The organism is Mycobacterium sp. MYCO198283 (assembly GCF_021213805.1).
Lineage (GTDB): Bacteria > Actinomycetota > Actinomycetes > Mycobacteriales > Mycobacteriaceae > Mycobacterium.
In genome coordinates this window covers 37,499-61,948 of sequence record NZ_JAJQJI010000001.1, presented here as the reverse complement: position 1 = coordinate 61,948, position 24,450 = coordinate 37,499, and the positions used below count along the sequence as shown (strand labels likewise).

The window sequence follows — 24,450 nt, the reverse complement described above, 5'->3', positions numbered from 1 at the left end:
GGCCGGCCGCGTTGCACCTGGCATGCGGCTCTCCGTCCTCGATCTCGTGCCCGTCCGTACCGACCAGTCGACCGGCGATGCGCTCGCGGCGACATTGCGGCTTGCACAGACCGCCGACCGGCTGGGCTACACCCGCTACTGGGTGGCCGAACACCACAACATGCCCGCGGTCGCGGCCACCAGCCCGCCGGTGCTCATCGCCTACCTGGCGTCGCAGACCCGGCAGCTGCGGTTCGGCTCCGGCGGTGTCATGCTGCCCAACCACGCGCCGCTGGCGGTCGCCGAGCAGTTCGCGCTGCTCGAAGCGGCGTTCCCGGGCCGCGTCGACCTCGGCATCGGCCGCGCGCCCGGGTCCGACCCCGTGACGTCGATGGCGCTGCGCGGCGCCGCGGGCCGGGACGACACGGACATCCAGCAGTTCCCGCAGTACCTCGACGACGTCCGTGCGCTGATGAGCGCCGACGGCGTGCGCGTCAACGTGCCGCGCACCTACTCCCGCGAGCCGTACGTCCTCAAGGCCACGCCCGCCGCGGCGTCGGAGCCGCGGCTGTGGCTGCTCGGCTCGTCGCTGTACTCGGCGCATCTCGCCGCCGCGAAAGGGCTGCCGTACGTGTTCGCCCATCACTTCTCCGGCCAGGGCACGGCCGAGGCGCTGCGGGTGTACCGCTCCGAATTCCGGCCGAGTGACCTCGCGGCCGAGCCGGTGACGTTCCTGACGGTGAACGCCGCCGTCGCACCCACCCGCGCCGAGGCCGAGGCGCTGATGCTGCCGAACCTGCGGATGATGGCGCGGCTGCGCACCGGCCAACCGCTCACCCCGCTCGAGCTGGTCGAGGACGCCCAGGCCGCCGCCCTCACGCCGCAGGAGCGGTCGATCGTCGAGTCCGGGCTGGCGAAGGCGATCGTCGGCGCGCCCGACGAGGCCGCCGACCAGGTGCGCGCGCTCGCCGCCGAGTTCGGCGTCGACGAGGTGATGGTGAACCCCGTCGCCTCGGCCTACCGCGGCACCGATCCGGCCACCGCGCCGGGCCGGGAGCAGACGCTCGAACTGCTGGCCAAGGAGCTCTTCTAGACCGGCCGCAGCCGGATCACCGCGATGGGCCGCGAGGTGCGGCGCTGATAGGCGGTGTAGCGGTCGTGGTTGTTGGCGTTGACGATGCGCCACAGCCGCGGGTAGTCGCTGTCGTCGGGCCCGACGATGGTGGCGTGCACCGGGAATCGCCGGGTGCCGACGTTGATCTCCACGTCCGGATGGGCCTTGACGTTGTGGTACCAGGCGGGGTTGCGGCGTGCGCCGCCGTTCGAGGCGACGATCAGGTAGTCCGAGCCGTCCTTGGCGTAGCTGAGCGTGTGGGTGCGCGGCTCGCCGCTCTTCGCGCCGGTGCTGTGCAGCAGCAGGCTGTTGGGCTGGCCGGGCACCCGGTGACCGATCCGGCCGCCCGAGCGCCGATACAGCAGGTCGTGCAGCCGCAGGAAGCGCAGCGCGATCTTCTCCAGCCTCGGGTCCATGCGATCAGCCCGACGTCCGCGCCAGCGCGTCGCGCAGGATGCGCCCGGTCTCCTCGCGGTCGGGATCGCGGCGCAGCAGCATCCCCTTGGCGAACGACAGCTTGTCGCCGCCGCGGCGGGGAACCACGTGCAGATGGATGTGCAACACCGACTGGAATGCGGCCTTGCCGTCGTTGATGGCGAGGTTGTTGCCGTCGGCGTGCAGCCCCGACGCGCGGGCGGCGAGCGCGATCCGCTGCCCGATCGCCACCATGCGCGCGAGTGTCTCGGGCGGGGTGTCGGTGAGGTCGACGGTGTGGCGTTTGGGGATCACCAGCGTGTGACCGCGGGTGAAGGGCCGGATGTCGAGGAGCGCCAGGTACTCGTCTTCGTCGTGGATTCGGACGGCGGGCGCCTCGCCGGCCACGATGGCGCAGAACACGCAGGACATGGCCGCCACGGTAGCGGGCCGCTACAGCACCGCCCGCCAGGCGGTCAGCTTCGCCGGGAACCGCATCGTCTGCGCCGGGCTGGTCGACGGCAGCCGGGCATAGCGCAGGGCGGGCGGGTCGGGCACCAGTCGCCGGAAGTTCGCTTCGGCGGCCGCGCCGTTGAAGAACACCCGCGCGATGCCCGGGTACGCGGTGAAGAATGCGCGGAAGTCGTTGGGCACCATGCTGGCCGGCTCGACGGCCGAATCGAGGCTGCCGGCGCGGCGGCACGACCGCAGCACGTCCCAGACGGCGTAGCCGCGGTCGGTGAGCGCCGCCACCCGCTGTGCGTACGGCGCCTCGGCGTCGACACCGAACAGCTCGGCCATGATGCGCCAGAACGCGTTGCGCGGGTTGCCGTAGTACTGGTGGCGCTGCAGGGCCAGGACGCTCGGCGCATTGCCGAGGATGAGGGTGTGCGGGTTGGCGCCGACCAGCGGTGCGAACCCGTGCAGCAGCGGCGCACTCACGACAGCCAAGTTATAGGTTGACGCCGTGGACGCAGCCGAGGTGCCCGACGACCTGTTGGGCGGGCTCACCGGCGCTGCGCGGCAGGAGCGGGCAGAGCTCGTGGCGTGGCTGCTCGACCGCGGGTTCTCGGCCCGGGAGATACGGGACGCCACGTCGCCGGTGCTGCTGCCGGCCGGGCGGATCGTCGGCGACGACGGCGTGCTGGTGTCGGCACGGCAGATCTGCGAAGCCGCCGGCATCGACCTGCCGTTGCTCCTGCGGTTGCAGCAGGCGGTGGGGCTGTCACGCCTGGAGGACCCGGACGCCCCGGTGCACCTGCGGGCCGACGGTGCGGTGGCGGTCCGCGCGCGGCAGTTCCTCGACCTCGGCTTCGACGAGGACCAGGTGGTCGCGGTGGCGCGCATCCTGGCCGACGGGCTCTTCAACGCCGCCGAGATGATGCGGTTCGCGGTGTTCAGCGCGGTGTCGCAGGTCGGTGCCACCGAACTCGAAGCCGCGCAGGCCTATCAGGCCCTGGTGGAGCAGACGGCGCCGCTGCTCTCGCCCCTCACCGACGACATGTTGAAGCTGGCCCTGCGCCATTCGCTGGAGAGCGAGGCGGTGAATGCGGCGGAGCGGGCGGCGGGCACCCCGCCGGGCGCCCGTCGGGTGGCGGTGGCGTTCGCCGACGTCGTCGGGTTCACCCGGTTGGGCGAGGAGATGAGCCCCGAGGAGCTGGAGCGCGTCGCCGACCGGCTGGCCGAACTGGCGCGCGAGGTGGCCGCGGGGCCGGTCCGGTTCATCAAGACCATCGGCGACGCGGTGATGCTCGTCAGCTCCGACGCGGCGGCGCTGCTCGAGGCTGTGCTCACGTTGCTCGACGCGGCCGAGCGGGCCGACGACGTGCCGCCGCTGCGGGCCGGCCTCGCCTACGGGATGGCGGTCACGCGGGCGGGGGACTGGTTCGGCAGCCCGGTGAACCTGGCCAGCCGGGTCACCGGAGCGGCGCGGCCGGGCTCGCTGCTGGTCGCCGAGCAGGCCCGCGAACAGCTCGGCGACTCCGACGGGGTCCGCTGGACGTTCGTCGGCCAGAAACGGCTCAAGAACATCAAGGCCGAGACGAAGCTGTACCGCGCCCGGCGCGCGGAGTAGTCAGCGCAAGGCGGTCGGGTCCGGCGTGCCCTCGGACGGCTGCACGATCACGAAGCCCTGCCCCGTGAACCCCACCTGCAGGGCCTCGCCGGAGCCGCGGCCGATCAGCGCGCCGGCCTTGAAGCTCGTCTTCAGCTGCGTCTGCAGGTGCGCCGACCAGGCGACGACGGCGTTGGTGTCGGCGAAGGTGGGCGCCTCGGCGGCGTTCAGCACGACGGGCGGGCCGTCGGTGGTGATGGCCACCCAGCCGGTGCCGCGCAGCGTGGTGTTGAACAGCCCGGCGGTGGCGATGCTGCCGCCGCGGACGCGTTCGATGTTCCAGTCGAGGTTCGACGCGAAGGCCAGCACGTTCTTGCCGCTCACCGACAGGCCGGCGTTGTCCAGGTGGAGCAGGTGGACGTCGTGGGCCTGTTCGGCGAGGAACACGTCGCCCTGGCCCTGACAGCGCATCAGCGGCAGCCCTTCGCCGGTGAGCGCCTTCTTGATGAACTTCGACGCGCCCCCGCCCTCGAAGGCGAAGTCCACGTTGCCCTGGTAGGCGACCATCGAGCCCTGCCGGGCCAGAAACGGTTCGCCGAGCCGCACCCGCAGCAGCTTGGCGTTCTGGTTCGCGATCGCCTGCGATTCCCGCTCGCTGAACCGGCCGTCGACCAGGTCGCCGGTGATCCCGCCGAACATGTCGCCCGGCTGTCCACCGCTGGGCCCGCCCGACAGCGGCGCGGTCTGCAGCTGGCCGCGGTGTGACACCTGATCGGTCCAGTTGCGGCCGTCGAACCAGCGGTATTCGAACCGGCCTTCCGGGTCGGGCTGCCAGCTGCCAGCGTGAGGTCCGGTCACCGGTGCTCTCCTATGGATCTGATGGGTGCGCGGCGGATCTCACCCTAAGACAGGGGGCGGCGCTGGGTCCGGCTGATTGGCGCCGCGCCGGGGTGGGCATAGCCAAGACCATGACTGTGACATCCGAGGACGTCCGCGCGCTGCTCGACGGCGGCGACGACGCCGTGCTGATCCAGATCGAGGGCCGCACCGAGGTGGTGTCGGCGGCGAAGCTCGAGACGCCGGACTACCAGGGCGCGCTGCAGTTGGCGTCGGCTGCCGACCTGCCGCAGCGGCTGCGCAGCGGCGACGTGAGCGACCGCGACCTGCAGGAGCAGGCGACCACCCTGTCGGCGGCCGTCGACAACCTGGGCGGCTGACGCCCGGGCGCAGGAAGCGAGGAACGCCTATGGCGCGCAGGGAGATCGACCGCAATCGGGCGCGCGGCGCCCGCGACGTGGTGCGGCAGCATCCGGGCATGGTGGCGTTCGTCCTGTCGCCGGCCCTGCTGGTGTGCGCGCTCGTGTGGTGGCTGGCGGGCGCCGGCTGGGCGATCCTGCTGCTGGTCGTGCTGCTGGGCGCCGGCGGCGCCGCGCTGCTGCGGCGACGCTGAGCTGCGTTCGCCCGCGGCGAACACCCGTGGCATGTCCGCTGCAACGGTGTAATCAAGTAATCATGAGAACACACCGCCGTTCCACCCCATCCGTGTCCGACGCCGGCGACGCCGCCGAATGGTTCGCCGGGCGGCTGCCCGACGGCTGGTTCGTCGGCGATCCGCAGGTCACCGTCGACCGCGAGGAGATCACCGTCGTCGGCCGGCTCCCCGAGCCCGAGGGCGAGGCAGCGCCGGCCCGCAACGCCGGCCGCGCCGCCCGCTTCCGCGAGGAGACCCGCGCCGAGCGCATGCATATCGCCGACGAGGCGCAGTCCCGCTACGGCCGGACGGTGTCGTGGGGCGTCGATGTCGGAGGTGTCGGAGCTGTCGGAGCTGTCGGCTCTGGTGAGCGCATCATGTTCACCCACCTCGCGGTGCCGGTGATGACGCGGCTGCGCCAGCCCGAACGCCAGGTGCTGGACACCCTCGTGGCCGCCGGGGTCGCCAGGTCGCGCGCCGACGCGCTCGCGTGGTCGGTGCGGCTGGTCGGTGAGCACGCCGAGGAGTGGCTCACCAAGCTCCGCGAGGCCATGGCCGAGGTCGACGACCTGCGGGCCGAAGGTCCGCAGCTGTGACCCGTCGCCGCTAGACCCGCGTCATCTCCCAGTAGGCCCCGCGGCGCGCGAGCAGTTCGGCGTGGCTGCCCTGCTCGACGAGCCGGCCACGATCGATCACCAGGATCACGTCGGCGTCCCGGATGGTCGAGAGCCGGTGGGCGATCACGAAACTGGTCCGGTCGCGGCGCAGCTCCACCATGGCCTGCTGGATGAGCACCTCGGTGCGGGTGTCGACGGCGCTGGTCGCCTCGTCGAGGATCAGCAGCTGCGGTCGCGCCAGCAACGCCCGCGCGATGGTGATGAGCTGCTTCTCGCCGGCGCTGATGGTGCCGCCGTCGTCGCTGACCACCGTGTCGTAGCCGTCGGGCAGCGAGTGCACGAACCGATCGACGTAGGCCGCTGTGGCCGCGGCGACCACCTCGGCGTCGGTGGCGTCGGGCCGGCCGTAGCGGATGTTCTCGGCGATGGTGCCGGCGAACAGCCAGGTGTCTTGCAGCACCATCCCGATCCGGGACCGCAACGCGTGCCGGCTGATGGCGGTGATGTCGACGTCGTCGAGCAGGATGCGGCCGGCGTCGACGTCGTAGAACCGCATGAGCAGGTTTACCAGCGTGGTCTTGCCGGCGCCGGTCGGCCCGACGATCGCCACGGTGGCGCCGGGCTCGGCGACCAGCGACAGGTCCTCGATCACCGGTGTCTTCCTCGTCGCTTCGCTCGCCCCAGGTGCCATGTCGGGCGCGTAGCCGAACGTCACGTGCTCGAACTCGACCCGGCCCCGCAGCGGCCCGGGGAGCCCGCGCGGGACGTCGGGCGGCTCCTCGTCGGCGTCGAGCAGGTCGAACACCCGCTCGGCGCTCGCGACGCCGGACTGCAGCGTGTTGTACATCGCGGCGACCTGGGTCAGCGGCTGGTTGAACTGCCGCACGTACTGCGTGAAGGCCTGGATGTTGCCGAGCGTGAGCTGGCCGGTGGCCACCTGCAGCCCGCCGACCACGGCCACCGCGACGTAGGACAGGTTGCCGATGAACATGGTCGCCGGCGACACCAGCCCGGACAGGAACTGCGCAGCGAAGCTCGCCCGGTACACGTCGGCGTTCAGCTCGGCGAACCGCGCTTGCGCGTGCGCCCGGTGCCCGAACGTCTTGACCAGCGTGAAGCCGCTGTAGGTCTCCTCGATGTGGGCGTTCAGCCGCCCGGTGTTGCGCCACTGCGCGACGAATGCGCGCTGGGAGCGCCGGGCGATGACCCGGGTCGCGAGCAGCGACAGCGGCACGGTCAGCAGCGTCAGGCCCGCCAGCAGCGGGGAGATCGACAGCATCATCGCGAGCACCGCGAACACCGTCAGCGCCGAGGTCAGCAGCTGGCTGACGGATATCGTCAGCGAGTTCGAGATGTTGTCGACGTCGTTGGTCACCCGGCTCAGCAGCTCGCCGCGCTGGCGGCTGTCGAAGTAGGCCAGCGGCAGCCGGTGCACCTTGTCCTCGACGTCGGCGCGCAGCGCCCGCACCGTCCGCTGCACCGTGACGTTGAGCAGCCGGGCCTGCAGCCAGACGAGCAGCGCCGCCACGAGATACAGCGCCAGCGCGCCGGCGAGCGTGCGCCCGACGGCGGCGAAGTCCACCCCCTGCCCGGGGATCACGGCCATGCCGTTCAGCAGGTCGGCGTAGGTGTCGTCGCCGCGCGCGCGGGCGGCGTCGACCGCCTGCTCCCGGGTGATGCCGGCCGGCAGCGTGCGTCCGAGGACGCCGCGGAACAGCAGGTCGGTCGCGTGACCCAGGATGCGCGGTCCGATCACCCCCAGCGCGATCCCGCCGATGCCGAGCCCGACGACCGCCGCCGCGATGTGGCGTTGCGGCGTCAGCCGCTGCAGCAGCCGGATCGCCGAGCCGCGGAAGTCGCGGGAGCGCTGCACCGGCGGTTGCGCCGCCCGCATCGGAGCGCTCACGCCGAGCCCGCCGCCACCAGCTGCGAGTCGACGATCTGCGCGTAGGTCGGGCAGTCGGCCAGCAGCGATGCGTGGGTCCCGGTGCCGACGACGGCGCCGTCGTCGAGCACCACCACCTGGTCGGCGCCGGAGATCGTGGAGATGCGTTGCGCGACGATGATCACCGTCGCGTCGGCGGCGACCTCGGCCAGCGCCGCGCGCACCCGCGCATCGGTGTGGACGTCGAGTGCGGAGAACGCGTCGTCGAACACGTAGACGCCCGGGCGGCGGATCACCGCCCGGGCGATCGCGAGCCGTTGCCGCTGGCCGCCGGAGAAGTTGGCGCCGCCCTGGGCGACCCGCATCCCGAGCCCGTCGGGATGGGCGCGCACGAAGTCGTCGGCGGCGGCCACCCGCAGCGCCTCCCACATGTCGTCGTCGCTGGCGTCGGCCCGGCCGTAGCGCAGGTTGTCGGCGACCGTTCCGGTGAACAGGTAGCCGCGCTGCGGCACGAGTCCGATGCGCGCCCACAGCGTCTCGAGGTCGTGGTGACGGACGTCGGCGCCGTCGACCCGGACCGCGCCGGAGGTGACGTCGTAGAGCCGACAGAGCAGCGCCACGAGCGTCGACTTCCCCGACCCGGTGCCGCCGACGACGGCCGTGGTGGTGCCGGGCCGCGCCGTCAGCGAGACGTCCTGCAGCACCGGACGGTCGGCGCCGGGGTAGCAGAAGGTGGCGCGGTCGAATTCGACCAGGCCGGCGGGGTCCACCGCGACGGGTGCGGCGGGGCTGCGGACGGCGGGCTCGCAGTCGAGCACCTCGGTGATGCGTTCGGCGCACACCGTGGCCCGCGGAACGATGATCATGATGAGCGTCGCCATGAGCACCGCCATCAGGATCTGCATGAAATAGGACAGAAAGGCGATCAGCGACCCCACCTGCATACGACCGTCGTCGATGCGCAGCCCGCCGAACCAGATGACCGCGACCGACGAGACGTTGATGACGAGCGTGGTCACGGGCAGCATCAGCGCCTGCCAGCGGCCGGCCTCCAGCGCGGTGTCGGAGATCGCGGCGTTGGCGTCGGCGAATCGTCGCCGCTCGACGTCCTCGCGGGCGAATGCCCGGATCACCCGGATCCCCGAGAGTTGTTCGCGCATCACCCGGTTGATGCCGTCGACGAGCTGCTGCATGCGGCGGAAGATCGGCAGCATCCGGGACACGATGAGGTAGTTCGCCAGCGCGAGTACGGGGATGGCGACGATCAGCAGCCACGCCAGCCCGGCGTCCTGGTGCAGGGCCATGAAGACGCCGCCGACGCACATGATCGGTGCGGTGACGAGCACGGTGGCGCTCATCTGCACCAGGATCTGGATCTGTTGTACGTCGTTGGTGGTGCGGGTGAGCAGCGACGGCGCCCCGAACCGGGCGGTCTCGGCGGCCGAGAACCCGAGGACGCGGCCGAAGACCGCCGAGCGCAGGTCGCGGCCGAACCCCATGCCGGCGCGCGACCCGAAGTACACCGCGCCCACCGAACAGCAGACCTGCCCGGCGGTGACGCCCAGCATCACCGCACCGAGCTCGACGATGCGGGCCGTATTCCCGCGGGCGACGCCGTCGTCGATGATCGCGGCGTTGACGGTCGGCAGGTACAGCGACGCCAGCGTGCTGATCACCTGCAGCACGGCCACCGCGGCGAGCAGCCGCCGGTAGGGCGGCACGAACCGCCGCAGCAGCGCCCCAAGCATCCCGACACTGTCGCACAGCCGACGGTATGGGCAGGTCAACGCGTGTCCGGCGGGTGCGCGACGGGTGGTTGGCTATTCTGCTTGCGTGATCAGCAGCCAGGGACGCGGCGCCCGCAGACGCAGGACGACGCGGACGTGGGCCGGGCTCGCGGTGGTGACGGCGCTGGCGCTCTCCGGCTGCGGCAGCGACGATCCGCAGTCCGGCGGCGGAGGCGGCGGTGAGGCGTCGGGGAACGGCGACGTCAAGCACGGCCCGTTCTTCCCGGTGTGCGGCGGCGTCGGCGACGACACGGTGGGTCAGCTGACGCAGGTGCGCGGCCTGATCGCCACCGCCAAGAACTCGGTGGGCTGTCAGTGGCTGGTGCAGGGCAGTGTGTCGGGCCCGCACTTCTCGTTCTCCTGGTTTCGGGGCAGCCCGATCGGCCGGGAACGCAAGACCGAGGAACTCACCCGAACGAGCGTCGAGGACGTCGAGATCGAAGGTCACAGCGGCTTCATCGCGGTCAACGACCAGCCTGGGCTCGGCAAGTACCTCTGCGAGATCGGCATCCAGTTCGACAACGACTTCATCGAATGGTCGATCTCCTTCAACGAGCAGCCCTTCCCGGACGCGTGCAACGTCGCGCGGGAGCTCACCGCCCAGTCGATCCGGGCGTCGAAATGATGCGCCGCCTGCTGTGCGTATTGGCGGCGGTGACCGCGGTGCTGCTGGTCGCCGGCTGCTCGCGCGCGGTCGAGGGCACCGCCGTGAAGGCCGGCGCCGGGGACCGCGGCCGGTCCTCCGAGCAGCAGTATCCGAACCTGCTGCGGGAGTGCGACCAGCTCGACGAGAAGACGCTCACCGAGGCCATCGGCGCCAACGAGGGCGACATCATGAGCACGTTCGTCGGGGCGGTGTGCCGCTGGCAGTCGATCACCAAGCGCGGCAACCTCGTCGACATCACCCGGTTCTGGTTCGAGGAGGGCAGCCTCGACAACGAGATCAGCGTCACCGAGCAGCTGGGCTACGCGATCGAGAACCGCGCGATCTCCGGCATCCGGTCCATCGTGGTCCGTCCGAACGATCCGAACGGCTCCTGCGGCGTGGTCAGCGACGCGCAGGGCGTGGTCGGCTGGTGGGTGAACCCGCAGTCGCCGGGTGAGGACGCCTGCGAGCCGGCCGTCAAGCTCATGGAGCTGACGTTGCAGACCACCAGCTAGCGCGGCACGTCGAACGACGTCAGGACCGCGCCGCCGGCGCCCAGCGTGTCCCACGGTCCGTCGACGTGCAGCGTGGCGATCGCCGACGTCGGGAACTTCGTGGCAACGCGCCGCAGGGCAGCGGCGTCGGAGACGCCCGGGGCGGCGGGAGCGTCGGAGACGCCCGGGGCGGCCAGCGCGAGCGTGAGCCCGCTCATGGCCGGCTCGTGGCCGATGACCAGCAGGGTGTGCACCTCGGCGCCGAAGGTGGCGTCGGCCTCCCGGATCTCGGCCAGCACCGTTTCCGGCGCCGCGTCGTAGAGCCGGGTCGCGATGTGCACCGGCGCGTCGATGCCGGTGCGCGCCAGCGTGTCCCGGGTGCGGCGCGCCGAGGAGCACAGCACGGCGTCGATGCCGCGGTGGCGCAGGAGATCGCCGGCCAGGCCGGCCTCCCGCTCGCCGCGCGCTGCCAGTGGCCGGTCGTGGTCGTCCACCCCCGGCGGATAGCCCGACTTGGCATGGCGCATCAGCAGCAGCGTCCGGCTCATGGGGCGACCGTACGGCGCCGGGACGGGCCCGCGTCCCAGCGGTTCCGCGGATTTGTCGGTGGCCGGTCGTACGCTCGCGGTGCTCGAACGGACGGCTGGACGAAGGGGGCTCGGGCGATGCGATTCCTGCACACCGCTGACTGGCAGCTCGGCATGACGCGGCACTACCTGGCGGGGGAGGCGCAGGCCCGCTACTCCGCGGCCCGCCGCGACGCCGTGGCGGGGTTGGGTGCGCTGGCGCGCCGGACCGGCGCCGAGTTCGTCGTGGTCGCCGGCGACGTGTTCGACGACAACCAGCTCGATCCGCGGGTGGTCAGCCAGTCGCTGGAAGCCATGCGCGGCATCGGGATCCCGGTGTACCTGCTGCCCGGCAACCACGATCCGCTCGACGCGTCGTCGGTGTACACCAGCGCGCTGTTCCGCGCCGAGAAGCCGGACAACGTCGTCGTGCTCGACCGGTCCGGGGTGGTCGAGGTGCGCCCCGGCGTGCAGCTCGTCGCCGCACCGTGGCGGTCCAAGCGCCCCACGCGCGATCTGGTGGCCGAGGCGCTCGACGGGCTCGACGACGACGGCACGGTCCGGGTGCTGGTCGCCCACGGCGGGATCGACCTGTTCGACCCCGATCCGTCGCGGCCCTCGGTGATCCGCACCGCCGTGCTCGACGACGCCATCGGCCGCGGCGCGCTGCACTATGTGGCGTTGGGCGACAAGCACTCTCGGATGCAGGTCGGCGGCAGCGGGCGCGTCTGGTACTCGGGCGCGCCGGAGGTCACCAACTTCGACGACGTCGAACCCGATCCCGGGCATGTGTTGGTCGTCGACATCGACGAGGCGACGGCCGAGCGACCGGCGACGGTACGGGCGGAGCGGGTGGGGCGCTGGCGGTTCGTCGCGCTGCGGCGCACCGTCGACGACGACCGCGACGTCGCCGATCTCGACCTCAACCTCGACCAGCTCGCCGACAAGGACCGCACCGCCGTTCGGCTCGGCCTCACGGGCACGCTGACGGTCACCCACCGCGCCGCGCTGGACGCCTGCCTCGACCGCTACGCGCGGCGGTTCGCGTCACTGGAGTTGTGGGACAACTGGACTCAGCTCACGGTGATGCCGGCCGACGGCGAGTTCGCCGATCTCGGGGTGGGCGGGTTCGCGGCCGACGCGGTCCACGAACTGGTCGCCGCGGCGGCGGCGCCCGGTACCGGTGAGGACGCGCAGGCGGCGCTGGGGCTGTTGCTGCGGCTGCTGGATCGGGGCGCGGCATGAAGCTGCACCGGTTGACCCTCACGAACTTCCGCGGCGTCGCGCACCGCGAGATCGATTTCCCCGACAGCGGTGTCGTGGTGCTCAGCGGCGCCAACGAGATCGGCAAGTCGTCCATGGTGGAGGCGCTGGATCTGCTGCTCGAATGCAAGGACCGGTCCGGCAAGAAGGACGTCAAGGACGTCAAGCCCACCCACGCCGACGTGGGCGCGGAGGTGTGCGCCGAGATCAGCACCGGTCCTTACCGGTTCGAGTACTTCAAGCGGTTCCACCGCAAGCCTGAGACCCGGCTGACGGTCCTGGCGCCGCGGCGTGCACAACTCACCGGCGACGAGGCGCACGAGCGGGTGCTCGCCATGCTCGCCGAGACCGTCGACACCGGGCTGTGGCGCGCTCAGCGGGTGCTGCAGGCGTCGTCGACGGCGCCGGTCGATCTGTCGGGCTGTGACGCGCTGGCCCGGGCGCTCGACGTCGCCGCGGGCGAGGCGGCCGAGCTGTCGGGTGCCGAACCGCTGCTGATCGACCGGATCGACGAGGAGTACGCGCGCTACTTCACGGCGAAGAGCGGTCGGCCGACGGGGATGTGGGCCGCGGCGAAGAAGCGGTTGCAGGCCGCCGAGGCCGAGGTGGCGCACTGGACCCGCGCGGTCGCCGAGGTCGATGCCGACCTCGCCCGCCACGACGAGCTGACCGCGACGGCCGCCCGGCTCGCCGGGGAGCGGCCGGCCATCACGCAGCGACTGCACCGCGCCCGCACGGCGGCCGAGGCGGTCGCCGCGGTGCGCGCCCGGCTGCAGCAGGCGGTGGCCGCGGCGGCGGGCGCCGCCGGGCGCGCGGCAGCCACCGCTGCGGCGTTGACCGAGCGCCGGCGACGGCAGGCCGAGGTCGACGAGCACGCGGCACGAGTTGCCGCGCACCGGGAAACCCTGGCGACCGCCGAGGGGGAAGCGGCCGCCGCGGCGCAGGCGGTGGCGGCGGCCGAGGCTGCCGAGGCCGCCGCGGATGAGGCGCTGGTCGCTGCCGACGAGCGCAAGGACCGGGCCCGCCGCGCCGTGGACGAGCTGAAGGACCGCGCCGACGAACAGCGGCTGGCGGGCCGCATCGCCACCATCGACGCGACGGCGGCCGAGCTCGCCGCCGCCGAGACCGAATTGTCTGCCGCCGCCGTCACCGACGATCTGCTGTCCGACATCGAGTCGGCGAGCTCGACGGTCGCGATGCTGACCGGGCGCGCCGAGCTGGTGTCGGCGCGCCTGGAGCTGACCGCCGCCGCGGACGTGACCCTGCGGTTCGGAGACATCGAGGTCGCTTTGCGGCGCGGGGAGACGTGGTCGACCACCGGCGCCACGCCGACGGTGGTCGAGGTCGCCGACGTGCTGACGGCGCGGCTGGTGCCGGGCGCGTCGGCCGCGGAGGTGCAGGCGCAGCTCGACCGGGCTCAGGCCGTGCTGACCGACGCGTTGGAGCAGGCCGGCGTCACCGACCTCGACGCCGCGCGTGCCGCGGCCGGGCAGCGACGGCGGCTCGTCGAGCGGCGCAACGAGCTGCGCGCGACGCTGCGCGGGCTGGAGCAGGACGAGGACGTCGCGGCGCTGCGCGCGCGGTGGGCGGAGCTGCGGGCTCGGCCCGCCGCCACCGACGTCACCGTGACCCTCGACGATGCCCGCACCGAGCTCATCGAGGCCACCGGCGACCGGCACGAGGTGGCCACGGTCCGCGAGGAACAGCGCCGCCACGGCGAGCAGGCGCGGGCCCGGGCGACGGCGGCCGCCACCCGGGTGGCGATGCTGCGTGAGGCGGTGGCGGCCGCCGAGGCCCAGCACGTCGCCGCGCAGCAGCGGCTCGCCGCCGAACGGGCCGCCGACCCCGACGAGGCGGTCGCCGCGGCGGCGGAGGCCGACGCGCAGGCGGTGCTCGCCGCCGAGGAGCTCGTGGCGGCGGCCGGGGCGGAGCTGGCCGGGTATGCGCCCGAGGCGGTCGATGCCGAGCTCGCCGAGGCGCAGTACGCGGCCGACGCGCTCGCCGAGCGCACCGCCGCCGTCGCCGCCGAGCTCCGCGACGTCGCGACGCGGCTCAGCGTCTACGGCGGCGAAGGGCGCAAGGGCCGGCTGGACGCAGCCCGCACCGAGCTGGCGCACGCCGCCGCCGAATGTGAGCGCATCGGCCGGCGGGCGCGGGCCGTCGAGCTGCTGCGCGAGGTGATGCTGCGCCACCGCGACACCGCCCGCCGGCGGTACGTCGAGCCGTTCCGCGGCGAGGTGCAGCGCCTGGGGCGGCTGGTGTTCGGGCCGGACTTCGAGGTGGCGGTCGACAGCAACCTGTGCATCACCAACCGCACGCTCGCCGGGCGCACGGTGCCCTACGAGTCGCTGTCGGGCGGCGCGAAGGAGCAGCTCAACATCGTGGCGCGGCTGGCCGGTGCGGCGCTGGTGGCGAAGGAGGACAGCGTGCCGGTGATCCTCGACGATGCGCTCGGGTTCACCGACACCGAGCGGCTGGCGAAGATGGGCGCCGTCTTCGACGCGGTCGGCGGCGACGGGCAGGTCATCGTGCTCACCTGCACGCCGGAGCGGTACCGCACGGTCGACGGCGCCCAACACATCGCGCTGACCCGCTGACGCCGTTTCGCGCGACGCCCATCGGGTAGCTCAACTGTTCCGGCAGCGTCGCCCAGCCAAGAGGAGTGCCGCGTGGCTTCCACAACCGACAGTCCCCCCACCACCGCCGATTACGTCGTGGTCGGCACCGGCTCGGCGGGCGCCGTCCTGGCGAACCGGCTCAGCGCCGACCCGCAGGTCTCGGTGGTGGCGCTCGAGGCGGGGCCACCAGACTCGAACCGGTTCGTCCACGTCCCGGCGGCGTTCTCCAAGCTGTTCCGCACCGAGCTGGACTGGGACTATGCGACCGAGCCCCAGCCCGCGCTGGGCGGTCGGCGGGTGTACTGGCCGCGCGGGAAGCTGCTCGGCGGGTCGTCGTCGATGAACGCGATGATGTGGGTTCGCGGTTTCGCGGCCGACTACGACGAATGGGCCGAGCTCGCCGGGCCGGAGTGGAGCTACCGGGAAGTGCTCGAGTACTTCCGCCGGATCGAGAACACCCGCGACGCCGCGACCGTCGTCGACCGCACCGCCAGCGGCAGCGACGGGCCGCTGCACATCTCCCGGCAGCGCAGCCCCCGCAGCGCCACCGCGGCCTACCTCACCGCGGTCCAGCAGTGCGGGCACCCGCTGGCCAAGCCGAATTCGGCGCAGCCGGAAGGGTTCACGGAAACGGTGGTGACGCAGCGGCGCGGCGCGCGGTGGAGCACCGCCGACGGCTACCTCAAGCCGGCCGCGCACCGCAAGAACCTCACCGTCACCACCGGCGCGCTCGCCACCCGGGTGCTCGTCGAGCGCGGTCGGGCGGTCGGCGTCGAATACCAGACGGCGTCCGGGCGGCAGGTGGTCCACGCCCGCCGCGAGGTCGTCCTGTGCGGCGGCGCCGTCAACAGCCCGCAGCTGCTCCTGCTGTCGGGCATCGGCGACCGCGACCAGCTGGCCGAGCACGGTATCGACGTGGTCCATCACGCGCCCGAGGTGGGCCGCAACCTCAAGGACCACCTCTGCACGCCGCTGGGCTTCGACGTCAAACACGACAGCCTCTTCACCGCCGAGAAGCCGCTCGAACTGCTCAACTACCTCATCCGGCGGCGCGGCATGCTGACGTCGAACGTCGGCGAGGCGTACGGGTTCGTCCGGTCGCGGCCGGACCTCGAACTCCCCGACCTCGAGCTGCTGTTCGCGCCCGCGCCGTTCTTCGACGAGGGCCTCGGCGACCGCTACGACACCCACGCGGTGGTGCTCGGTCCGATCCTGGTCCGCCCGCGCAGCACCGGCAGCGTCACGCTCGCCTCGGCCGACCCGACGGCCAAGCCCCGCATCGACCCGCGGTACCTCGCCGACGAGCGAGACCGCGAGGCGATGATGACCGGCCTGCGGATGAGCGCGGAGATCGCTCGGGCACCCGCGCTGCGCGACGTGCTCGGCAAGGTGGCCCGGCCGCTGCCGCAGGCCAGCGGCGCACAGCGGGAGCTGTACGTCGACGACATCGACGACGAGATCCTCGCCGAGGCACTGCGCACCACGTCGCAGACCCTGTACCACCCGACGGGCACCTGCCGCATGGGCCGCGACGAGCGCAGCGTCGTCGATCCGGAGCTGCGGGTGCGCGGCGTCGAAGGACTGCGGGTCGCCGACGCCTCGGTGATGCCGGAGATCATCCGCGGCCACACCCACGCACCGGCGGTCGTGATCGGCGAGAAGGCGTCGGACCTGATCCGCTCGGCGGTCAGGGCATGAAGCCGATGGCGGTGTAGTTCACGTCGGCGATGCCCGGTGCGCCGTAGTTGGCGAGCGCGGAACGCACGCCGACGTTGCCCGCGGCCTGGAATAGCGGCAGGCTGAACACCTCGTCCCACAGCAGCACGTCGACCTCGTTGGCGAGCCGCCGCGCCGTGCCGGGATCCTGCTCGGCAAGGGTCTGTTCGATCTTCGCGTCGATCTCCGGAGTCCCGATCTTGCCGAAGTTGCTCTGGCCGTTCGACGCGTAGATCTGCGTGAGCCCCGACAGCGGGAACGCGTCGCCACCCCAGCCGAAGGTGCCGATGTCGAAGTTGCCGACGGTGATCCAGTCGGTGAAGTAGCCCGCCGCCGGTTTGGCCTCGATCCGCAGGTCGACGCCGATGGCGCGGAGGTTGTCCTGCAGGATGCGCGCGATCCGGTCACCGGAGGACGTCGCGGTGACGACGTTGCGCACCACGAGCGGCTTGCCGTCCTTGCGGCGCACGGCGCCGTCCAGGCGCCATCCGAGCTGGTCGAGTTGGCGGCGGGCGGCGTCGGGGTCGAAAGCGACCACGGCGCTGTTGTTCTGGTAGCCCTCTTGACCGGCGACGTAGATGTGGTTGTTCAGCGGCGTCGGGTTGTCGGTGAGACCCCGCTGCAGCACGTCGGCGATGAGCTGCCGGTCGATTCCCTTGGCGATCGCCTGCCGCAGCGCCCGGTCGGACAGGATCGCGCCGGGCGCGCCGTTGAACGTCAGGGTCGACCACGCCGCCGAGGGCGCCCGCCGCACCGTCAGTCCCGCGGTCTGCCGCACCTTCGTCAACTCGTCGACGTTCGCGATGCCGGTCGCGTCGATCTCGTTGTTCTGCAGCGCACCGATCCGCGCGGCGTCGTCGAGCACCAAGAAAGTGATGGTGTCGAGCCGGGGTGTGGCGCCCCACCATCTGGGGTTGCGGGACAGCGTGATCCGCTGGGCGCTGCGGTCGATGCCGGTGACGACGAACGGGCCGGCGGACGGGCCGGGCTTGTCGCGCTGCCCGGTGTTGAACACCTCGGGGTTCGCCGTCATGCTGCGCGGCTGCAAGGTGGCGTTGCCGGCGAACATGCCGCGCCATTCCGCGTAGGGCTTGGCGAAGGTGATCACGGCCTGCCGGTCGTCGACACCGCGAGTGACCTTGTCGACGCGGTCGTAGCCGTTGGGTGCCGCGATCTGGTAGGCCGGGTCTTTGCCGCTGTTGGCGCGCACCTGCGAGGCGATGTCCTCCCAGGTGATCGGCGTGCCGTCGGACCACACGGCCTTGGGGTTGATCGTGTAGGTGATCTGCTGGGGATCGCTGCCGGTCTGCTCGACGCTGGTGAAGTAGTCGGTGTTGACGGTCGCCGAGCCGTCGGCCGCGATGATGAACGCCCGCGGCAGCGTCGCCTTGTTCACCGCGTGGAGGTCGACGGTGTTGCCGTCGAGGTGCATGCCGTTCCAGTTGGGCGGCAGCTCCGACAGCGCCAGCCGCAGGTTGCCGCCCTCGCGCAGCGTGGTGGGGTCTTGCGGGTTGACGTCGTTGGTCGCGCCGAGTTCGGCACTGCCGCCGACGCTCGCGCCGTTGTTGCCCGCGCTGCAGCCGGTCAGCAGCAGCACCGCGGTCAGCAGGGTCACCAGGGCCGTCCGCAGCGCAGTCACGGAAGCGATGCTAGCGAGGCCGCATCCGCGGAACCGCCGCCACGAGCGCGCGGGTGTAGTCGTGCTGCGGGTTGGCGAGCACCTCGTCGGCGTCGCCCTGCTCGACGAGCTTGCCGCGCCGCATCACCGCGACCCGGTGTGCGAGGTGTTTCACCACCGAGAGGTCATGGGAGACGAAGAGATACGACAGGCCGAACGCGTCCTGCAGGTCGAGCAGCAGGTTGACGATGCCGGCCTGGATCGACACGTCCAGCGCGGACACCGGCTCGTCGAGCGCGAGGATCCGCGGCCGCGTCGCCAGTGCCCGCGCGATCGCGATGCGCTGCTGCTGTCCGCCGGAGAACTCGCCGGGATAGCGGGCGGCGTCGCCGCGGGGCAGCCCGACGGTGTCGAGCAGTTCGCCGACCCGGGTCCGGATCGCGGCAGGCTCATGTCCGCCTGCCCGCAGCGGTTCGGCGACCAGGTCGAACACCGGCAGGCGTGGGTCGAGCGAGGCGTCGGGGTCTTGGAACACCACCTGCAGCTCCCTGCGCAGCGCCCGCCGCCGCGTCCGGTCCAGGGTGGCCACGTCCTCGCCGAGCACCTCGATGCTGCCGGCGTGCGGCGCCGTCAACCCCAGGATCTCGTGGACCGTCGTGGTCTTGCCCGAACCGGATTCACCGACGAGCGCCAGCGTCTGGCCCCGCGGTAGTTCGAACGTCACGCCGTCGACGGCCCGGACCTCCCCGACCTGTCGGCGCAGCAGCGCTCCGGTGGCGAGCCGGTAGGTGCGCACCAGGTCGCGGACCGCCAGCACCGGCGGGCCGGGCTCCCGCTCCGCCCGCCCCGACGGCTGGGTGGCAACGCCGTAGATGTCGGCGGCGCTGCGGCCCGCGACCGCGTCGGTGTGGATGCAGGCCGCCGCGTGGCCCACGCCCACGGCGACGAGCGGCGGTTCGGCGCGGTGGCAGTCGTCGGTCACCAGCGGGCAGCGCGGCGCGAACGAACATCCCGGTGCGGCCGTGCCCGTCCCGGGCGGAATCGGCACGAGCCGGGCGCCCTGCGGGGCGTCGAGGCGCGGCACCGAGCCGAGTAGGCCGACGGTGTAGGGCATTCGCGGCGCGTCGAGAAGTGTCGCGACCGCGGCGGTTTCGACCGTCCGCCCGGCGTACATCACGACGGCGCGGTCGGCGAACTCCGCCACCACGCCGAGGTCGTGGGTGATGAGGACGACCGCGGCGCCGGTCACGTCGCGGGCGGTGCGCAACACGTCGAGGATCTGCGCCTGCACGGTGACGTCGAGTGCGGTGGTGGGCTCGTCGCAGATCAGCAGCTCGGGGTCGTTGGCGATCGCGATGGCGATGACCACCCGCTGCCGCTCGCCGCCGGACAGTTCGTGCGGGAAGGCGCTCGCGCGGCGCGCCGGCTGCCCGATGCCCACCAGCTCCAGCAGCTCGACGGCGCGCCGCCGCGCGTCGCGCTTCCCGACGTCGCGCCGGTGCACCCGGACCGCCTCGGCGATCTGGTCGCCGACGGAGTACACCGGCGTCAGCGCCGACATCGGGTCCTGGAACACCGTGCCGATCCGCCGGCCGCGGATCCGCGACAGCTCGCGATCGGAGCGGCCGAGCAGCTCGTCGCCGCCAAGCCGCGCCGAACCGGTCACGCGGGCGTAGGTGGGCAGCAGCCCGATCACCGCCATGGCGGCGGCCGACTTCCCGCTGCCGGATTCGCCGACGATCGCGAGCACGTCGCCGGCGTCGACGCGGTAGCTCAGGCCGCGGACCGCCGCGACGTCGCCGCCGTCGGTCGGGAACGTCACCGACAGGTCGCTCACCTGCAGCACCGGGGTCATGGCCGGCCTCGGCGCAGGGCCGCGCTGCCCGGATCGAGAGCGTCGCGCAGCGCGTCACCGACGACGTTGGCGCACACCAGGATCAGCACCAGGGTGCCGGCGGGAAACAGGAACACCCACGGAAACGTGGTCGCCGAGCCGGTGCCCGCCGCGATCAGCGTGCCCAGCGAGACGTCCGGCGGCTGCACGCCGAATCCCAGGTAGCTCAGGCCGGTTTCGGCGAGGATCGCGACCGCGACGTTGAGCGCGGTGTCCACGATGAGGATGGACGCCACGTTGGGCAGGATGTGGCGGACGATGATCTGCCGGTCGGGCACGCCCATGTAGCGTGCGGCGCGGACGAATTCGCGTTGCCGCAGGCTGAGCGTCAGGCCGCGGACCATGCGGGCGCTGATCATCCAGCTGAACGCCGCCAGCAGCGCGACCATCGCGACGATGTTGCCGGAATGGCCGATGCGGGGCGTGACGACCATGACGAGGATGAAGCTCGGGATCACCAGCAGCAGGTCGACCAGCCACATCAGGGCGTTGTCGCGCCAGCCACCGAAGTAGCCGGCGACGGCGCCGGCGGTCGCGGCCAGCAACGTGGAGACGACGGCGACGCACAGGCCGATCACCAGCGATTTCTGCATGCCCCGCAGCGTCTGCGCCAGCACGTCCTGGCCCAGCGCGTTGGTGCCGAACCAGTGCTGCGGGCTGGGCGGTTCTTGCAGCGCGTAGTAGTCGAGATAGCTGAAGTCGTAGGGCAGCAGCGGCGGCAGGGCGTAGCAGCCGACGAACAGCGCCGCCAGCAGCGCCAGCGCCACGACGCCCGGGCGGTTGCGCAGGAATCGCCGCACCACCAGCCGGCGGCGGCCCACGAAGGCGGGCGCGGTCATGAGCTGCGCACCCGCGGGTCGAGGATGGCGTAGAGCACGTCGCTAAGCAGCCCGCCCAGCAGCACGGTGGCGCCGGCGAACACGGTGACGGCGGCGACGATGTTGGTGTCCTGCGTCGCGATGCCCTGCACGGCCCACTCGCCCATGCCGTGCCAGCCGAAGATCTTCTCCACGAACACCGCACCGGTGACGAGGCTGGCGACGCCGTAGGCGAACAGCGTCGCCATCGGGATGAGCGCGGTGCGCAGGCCGTGGCGCAGCAGCGCCTGGCGCCGGGTGAGTCCTTTCGCGCGGGCGGTCCGGACGAAGTCCTGGCCGAGCACGTCGAGCATGGCGTTGCGTTGGTAGCGGCTGTAGACCGCCGTCGACGTCAGCGCGAGGGTCAGGGTGGGCAGGATCAGATGCTGCAGCCGATCCACCACCGCGCCCCACGCCCCGCCGGTGACGTCCGACGACGTCTCGCCGATGTACTCCAGCGCCTGCACGCCCGTCGTCGTGTTGATCTGCAGCGCAACGAGAATGAGCAGCGGTCCGATCACGAAGGTCGGCATGCTGAGGGTCAGCAGCGAGAAGCCGGTGACGACGCGGTCCGACAGCCGGTACTGCCGGATGGCGCCCCAGGCGCCGAGCAGCACGCCGACCGCAGCACCTGCCACCGAACCGATGACCACCAGCCGCAAGCTGGCCCCCACCCGCCGCCACAGTTCGTCGGCCACCGGCGCTCCGGTCACCGTGGTGCCGAAGTCGCCGCGCACCGCTCCGGCGAGCCAGCGTCCGTAGCGCACCACGGGATTGAGGTCGAGGCCCAGTTCGGCGGCTTTGGCGTCGATCACCTGCGGCGGCGGCGGCGGATTGCGCTGCAGCAAACTCTCCAAGGGGTGGAACGCCCAGGACGTCAGCAGGAACGTCAGAAACGACGCGATAGCCAGCAGCAGCAGGTAGTTGAGGAACCGGCGCAGCAGGAAACGGGTCACGTGGACTCGCACCGGCGCCGGCTCATCGGCCCAGCGTAGGAGAACGGGCCGGCGACCGGCGTTCGACTCCGCCGTCCGCGCCGGAACGAGGTGGCGGGCTAACCGCCCGAGCCGTAGGGCCGGGTGATGATCTCGAGGTTGTGACCCGACGGGTCGCGGAAGTAGACGCCGCGGCCGCCGTCGTTGCGGTTGATCTCGCCGGGCCGGGCGCCGCGCGGATCTGCCCAGTGTTCGAGCCCGCGCTCCCGGACGCGGCCGTAGATCGCGTCGAAGTCGTCCTCGGAGACCAGGAACGCGTAGTGCTGCGGTGCGATGTCGCCAGGGCTGTCGGCGAAGTCGAGGCTGGCGTCGTGCTCCAGGGCGACGACCTGGAAGGGACCCATCGCCCTGGGCTCCGGCAGGCCGAACAAGTCGGCGAAGAACTCCGCCGATGCCTGCTTGTCGTGCGACGCGACGATCGTGTGGTTGAAGGTGATGGGCATATCCCCAGTGTGCTCGGCCGCCTACCCTGGCGCCATGGTCTTCGATCCTCGCGACCTCGCGACGCCGGTGGTCGCGGCGCCGATGGCGGGCGGGCCGTCGACGCCGCAGCTGGCGGCCGCCGTCAGCGGCGCGGGCGGCCTCGGCTTCCTGCCCGGCGGCTACCTGAAGGCGGAGGTACTCGCCGATCGGGTGAGCGCCGCACGGCAACTCACGTCCGGTCCGCTCGGGGTGAACCTGTTCGTGCCGCAGCCCAGCGCCGCGACGCCCGACGCGCTGCAACGCTACGTCGGCGCCTTGACCGCCGACGCCGCGCGCTACGACGTGGCCTTGGGCGAACCGCGCTACGACGACGACGATTGGTCCGCCAAGCTCGAGCTGCTCGTCGAGGTGCGGCCGGAAGTGGTGTCGTTCACCTTCGGGCTGCCGTCGGCGCAGGTCGTCGCCCGGCTGCGCGGCGCCGGCATCGCCAGCTGGGGCACCATCACCACCGTCGCCGAAGCCGACGAGGCCGCGGGCCGCGGCGTCGACGCCGTCGTTGCGCAGGGACCCGACGCCGGCGGGCACCGCGGCACCCTCGACCCGACCGCCGAGCCCGCCACCGAACCGCTGTCGGAACTGCTGGCGGGGCTTCGGAACTTCGGTGCGCCGGTGATCGCCGCCGGCGGGCTCACGACGGCCGACGCCGTGGCGCGCGCCCGGGCCGACGGCGCCGTCGCCGTGCAGTGCGGCACCGCGTTCCTGCTCGCCGACGAGGCCGGCACCAACCCGGTGCACCGCGCGGCGCTGCGCGATCCCCAATTCACCGAAACCGCGGTGACGAAGGCGTTCTCGGGCCGCTACGCCCGCGGGCTGCGCAACCGGTTCATCGACGAGCACGAGCCGCAGGCGCCGTTCGGCTATCCGGAGCTGCACTACCTCACCGGCCCGCTGCGCGCCGCGGCGGTGAAGGCGGGCGACCCGCACGCGGTAAGCCTGTGGGCCGGCACCGGCTTCCGCCGCGCCCGTGGTGCGCCGGCCGCCGAGATCGTGCGGTCGCTCACCTAGCATTGGCGCCGGGGCGAGCGGAGCGAGGGGAGAAAAACGGCGTGCACATCGGGATGACGATGCCGGTGATGGAGCCGGATCTCGACGCCGACCTCCTCCACGTGTGGGCGACCACCATCGACGACGGCCCGTTCTCGTCGCTGTGCTGGGGTGAGCGGATCGCGTTCGACAATCCGGACTCGCTGACGTTGCTCGGCGCGCTGTCGGCCTGGACACGCCGGGTGCGGCTGGTGACGACGGTGATCGTGCCGCAGCTGCACGATCCGGTGCTGCTGGCCAAAGCGCTGGCCACCGGCGACCTGCTGAGCCGCGGCCGGCTGACCGTCGGGCTGGGCGTCGGCGGCCGTCACGAGGACTACACCGCCGTGGGCGCCGATCCCGCGACGCAGACCATCCGCGGCATGGCGGAGCGGGTCGCGGTGATGCGGCGGGTGTGGGCTCAGGAGAAGGTCACCGACTCGACGCTGCCGGTCGGCCCGCCGCCGGTGCAGGACGGAGGTCCGCCGCTGCTGGTCGGCACCATCGGTCCGAAAACCGTTCGCAGCGCGGCACAGTGGGCGACGGGGTTGGCGGGTACGACGCTCGACCTGGACGTCGGCGGCGTCAACGCGCTCTTCGACGTCGCCCGAGCCGCCTGGGCCGAGGCCGGCAAGGGTGCACCGCACCTCGCGACCTCGTTCTGGTTCGCGCTCGGCGGTGAGGACGCGCGTGCCCAGGTGCACCGGCACCTGCGGCGCTACATGAACTGGATTCCCGCCGAGCTCGTCGACGCCATGGCCCCGACGACCGGCTGGGCCGGCAGCGAGGCCGAACTCGTCGAGGTGCTGCGCCGCTTCGCCGACATCGGCGCCGACGAGGTGCACCTGATCCCCACCAGCTCCGATCCCGAGCAGTTGCGACGTGCGGCCGACGTCGCCGCAGCGCTCGACTGAGGCTTCCGCGCGACCGTTGACAGTCCCGATGTTGGCTGTTTGA

24 protein-coding genes are annotated in these 24,450 nt (G+C 72.3%); 12 read left to right on the top strand and 12 right to left on the bottom strand.

The annotated features are described in order from the left end of the window. Window positions 1-22: 22 nt before the first annotated feature. Window positions 23-1,072 (top strand): LLM class flavin-dependent oxidoreductase, encoded by a 1,050-nt coding sequence (locus tag LV457_RS00300; protein ID WP_232168343.1) that lies wholly within the window; start codon window positions 23-25, stop codon window positions 1,070-1,072. Here LV457_RS00300 and LV457_RS00295 read toward each other — a convergent pair. From LV457_RS00295 to LV457_RS00285, 3 genes are read right to left on the bottom strand one after another with little or no spacing between them, the layout of a single operon-like run. Further along, the gene (locus LV457_RS00295; RefSeq protein WP_232168342.1) at window positions 1,069-1,509 is read right to left on the bottom strand and encodes a nitroreductase family deazaflavin-dependent oxidoreductase; all 441 of its coding nucleotides are present in this window, start codon (window positions 1,507-1,509) and stop codon (window positions 1,069-1,071) included. The two genes, LV457_RS00300 and LV457_RS00295, sit on opposite strands and share 4 nt — an antisense overlap. A 4-nt stretch (window positions 1,510-1,513) precedes the next feature. After that, on the bottom strand, window positions 1,514-1,939 hold the full coding sequence (locus LV457_RS00290) for an HIT family protein (RefSeq protein WP_232168341.1): 426 nt from the start codon (window positions 1,937-1,939) through the stop codon (window positions 1,514-1,516). 21 nt (window positions 1,940-1,960) lie between these two features. Then, window positions 1,961-2,449, bottom strand: a complete 489-nt coding sequence (locus tag LV457_RS00285) for a DNA-deoxyinosine glycosylase (RefSeq protein ID WP_232168340.1) — start codon at window positions 2,447-2,449, stop codon at window positions 1,961-1,963. A gap of 25 nt (window positions 2,450-2,474) precedes the next feature. On the opposite strand from LV457_RS00285, the gene LV457_RS00280 reads away from it, so the two are divergent. Continuing rightward, window positions 2,475-3,581 carry an adenylate/guanylate cyclase domain-containing protein gene (locus LV457_RS00280; RefSeq protein WP_232168339.1) on the top strand — a complete coding sequence of 369 codons (1,107 nt, stop codon included), beginning with the start codon at window positions 2,475-2,477 and terminating at the stop codon, window positions 3,579-3,581. Here LV457_RS00280 and LV457_RS00275 read toward each other — a convergent pair whose 3' ends face one another. Continuing rightward, the gene (locus LV457_RS00275) at window positions 3,582-4,418 is read right to left on the bottom strand and encodes an AIM24 family protein (RefSeq protein WP_232168338.1); all 837 of its coding nucleotides are present in this window, start codon (window positions 4,416-4,418) and stop codon (window positions 3,582-3,584) included. A gap of 110 nt (window positions 4,419-4,528) precedes the next feature. On the opposite strand from LV457_RS00275, the gene LV457_RS00270 reads away from it, so the two are divergent. The 3 genes from LV457_RS00270 to LV457_RS00260 all read left to right on the top strand — a co-directional run bounded on the left by LV457_RS00270 (window position 4,529) and on the right by LV457_RS00260 (window position 5,627). Continuing rightward, a complete protein-coding gene (locus LV457_RS00270) occupies window positions 4,529-4,777 on the top strand; it encodes a hypothetical protein (RefSeq protein ID WP_232168337.1) in 249 nt (82 codons plus the stop codon). Window positions 4,778-4,806: 29 nt separating this feature from the next. Further along, window positions 4,807-5,010, top strand: coding sequence for a hypothetical protein (locus tag LV457_RS00265; protein ID WP_232168336.1), 204 nt, complete (start codon window positions 4,807-4,809; stop codon window positions 5,008-5,010). 92 nt (window positions 5,011-5,102) lie between these two features. Further along, the gene (locus LV457_RS00260) at window positions 5,103-5,627 is read left to right on the top strand and encodes a hypothetical protein (protein ID WP_374198672.1); all 525 of its coding nucleotides are present in this window, start codon (window positions 5,103-5,105) and stop codon (window positions 5,625-5,627) included. Between the two features lie 10 nt (window positions 5,628-5,637). Here LV457_RS00260 and LV457_RS00255 read toward each other — a convergent pair whose 3' ends face one another. Both LV457_RS00255 and LV457_RS00250 read right to left on the bottom strand, forming a co-directional pair. Next, a complete protein-coding gene (locus tag LV457_RS00255) occupies window positions 5,638-7,542 on the bottom strand; it encodes an ABC transporter ATP-binding protein (RefSeq protein WP_232169167.1) in 1,905 nt (634 codons plus the stop codon). Between the two features lie 8 nt (window positions 7,543-7,550). Next, window positions 7,551-9,281: an ABC transporter ATP-binding protein gene (locus tag LV457_RS00250; protein ID WP_232168334.1), complete on the bottom strand. Its 1,731-nt coding sequence runs from the start codon at window positions 9,279-9,281 to the stop codon at window positions 7,551-7,553. Window positions 9,282-9,369: 88 nt separating this feature from the next. Here LV457_RS00250 and LV457_RS00245 point away from each other — a divergent pair, with 88 nt between their 5' ends. Together LV457_RS00245 and LV457_RS00240 are read left to right on the top strand one after the other, a co-directional pair. Continuing rightward, window positions 9,370-9,945 (top strand): DUF3558 domain-containing protein, encoded by a 576-nt coding sequence (locus LV457_RS00245; RefSeq protein ID WP_374198713.1) that lies wholly within the window; start codon window positions 9,370-9,372, stop codon window positions 9,943-9,945. Next, on the top strand, window positions 9,942-10,481 hold the full coding sequence (locus LV457_RS00240) for a DUF3558 domain-containing protein (RefSeq protein ID WP_232168332.1): 540 nt from the start codon (window positions 9,942-9,944) through the stop codon (window positions 10,479-10,481). The genes LV457_RS00245 and LV457_RS00240 overlap by 4 nt, the downstream gene beginning before the upstream one ends. Here LV457_RS00240 and LV457_RS00235 read toward each other — a convergent pair. After that, window positions 10,478-11,008: a histidine phosphatase family protein gene (locus tag LV457_RS00235; protein WP_232168331.1), complete on the bottom strand. Its 531-nt coding sequence runs from the start codon at window positions 11,006-11,008 to the stop codon at window positions 10,478-10,480. The two genes, LV457_RS00240 and LV457_RS00235, sit on opposite strands and share 4 nt — an antisense overlap. Window positions 11,009-11,125: 117 nt before the next feature. Between LV457_RS00235 and LV457_RS00230 the strand changes: the two genes are divergently transcribed. The 3 genes from LV457_RS00230 (at window position 11,126) to LV457_RS00220 (ending at window position 16,605) form a co-directional block, all read left to right on the top strand. Continuing rightward, complete coding sequence (locus LV457_RS00230; protein ID WP_232168330.1) at window positions 11,126-12,271, top strand: exonuclease SbcCD subunit D; 1,146 nt, start codon at window positions 11,126-11,128, stop codon at window positions 12,269-12,271. Further along, window positions 12,268-14,886, top strand: a complete 2,619-nt coding sequence (locus LV457_RS00225; RefSeq protein WP_232168328.1) for an AAA family ATPase — start codon at window positions 12,268-12,270, stop codon at window positions 14,884-14,886. The genes LV457_RS00230 and LV457_RS00225 overlap by 4 nt, the downstream gene beginning before the upstream one ends. A gap of 72 nt (window positions 14,887-14,958) precedes the next feature. After that, a complete protein-coding gene (locus LV457_RS00220; RefSeq protein ID WP_232168326.1) occupies window positions 14,959-16,605 on the top strand; it encodes a GMC family oxidoreductase in 1,647 nt (548 codons plus the stop codon). Here the strand turns inward: LV457_RS00220 and LV457_RS00215 are convergent. The 5 genes from LV457_RS00215 to LV457_RS00195 form a co-directional block, all read right to left on the bottom strand. Next, a complete protein-coding gene (locus LV457_RS00215; protein WP_232168324.1) occupies window positions 16,595-18,262 on the bottom strand; it encodes an ABC transporter family substrate-binding protein in 1,668 nt (555 codons plus the stop codon). The two genes, LV457_RS00220 and LV457_RS00215, sit on opposite strands and share 11 nt — an antisense overlap. A gap of 10 nt (window positions 18,263-18,272) precedes the next feature. Continuing rightward, window positions 18,273-20,096, bottom strand: a complete 1,824-nt coding sequence (locus LV457_RS00210; RefSeq protein WP_232168323.1) for an ABC transporter ATP-binding protein — start codon at window positions 20,094-20,096, stop codon at window positions 18,273-18,275. Continuing rightward, the gene (locus LV457_RS00205) at window positions 20,093-20,974 is read right to left on the bottom strand and encodes an ABC transporter permease (RefSeq protein ID WP_232168322.1); all 882 of its coding nucleotides are present in this window, start codon (window positions 20,972-20,974) and stop codon (window positions 20,093-20,095) included. The genes LV457_RS00210 and LV457_RS00205 overlap by 4 nt, the downstream gene beginning before the upstream one ends. Then, entirely contained in the window at window positions 20,971-21,948 is a 978-nt protein-coding gene (locus LV457_RS00200; protein ID WP_232168321.1) for an ABC transporter permease, read from the bottom strand. The genes LV457_RS00205 and LV457_RS00200 overlap by 4 nt, the downstream gene beginning before the upstream one ends. Before the next feature lie 98 nt (window positions 21,949-22,046). Then, a complete protein-coding gene (locus LV457_RS00195; protein ID WP_232168320.1) occupies window positions 22,047-22,430 on the bottom strand; it encodes a VOC family protein in 384 nt (127 codons plus the stop codon). Window positions 22,431-22,464: 34 nt separating this feature from the next. On the opposite strand from LV457_RS00195, the gene LV457_RS00190 reads away from it, so the two are divergent. Further along, entirely contained in the window at window positions 22,465-23,475 is a 1,011-nt protein-coding gene (locus LV457_RS00190; protein WP_232168319.1) for a nitronate monooxygenase, read from the top strand. A 53-nt stretch (window positions 23,476-23,528) separates the two neighbouring features. Further along, the gene (locus LV457_RS00185; protein WP_232169166.1) at window positions 23,529-24,407 is read left to right on the top strand and encodes an LLM class flavin-dependent oxidoreductase; all 879 of its coding nucleotides are present in this window, start codon (window positions 23,529-23,531) and stop codon (window positions 24,405-24,407) included. Window positions 24,408-24,450: the final 43 nt, after the last annotated feature.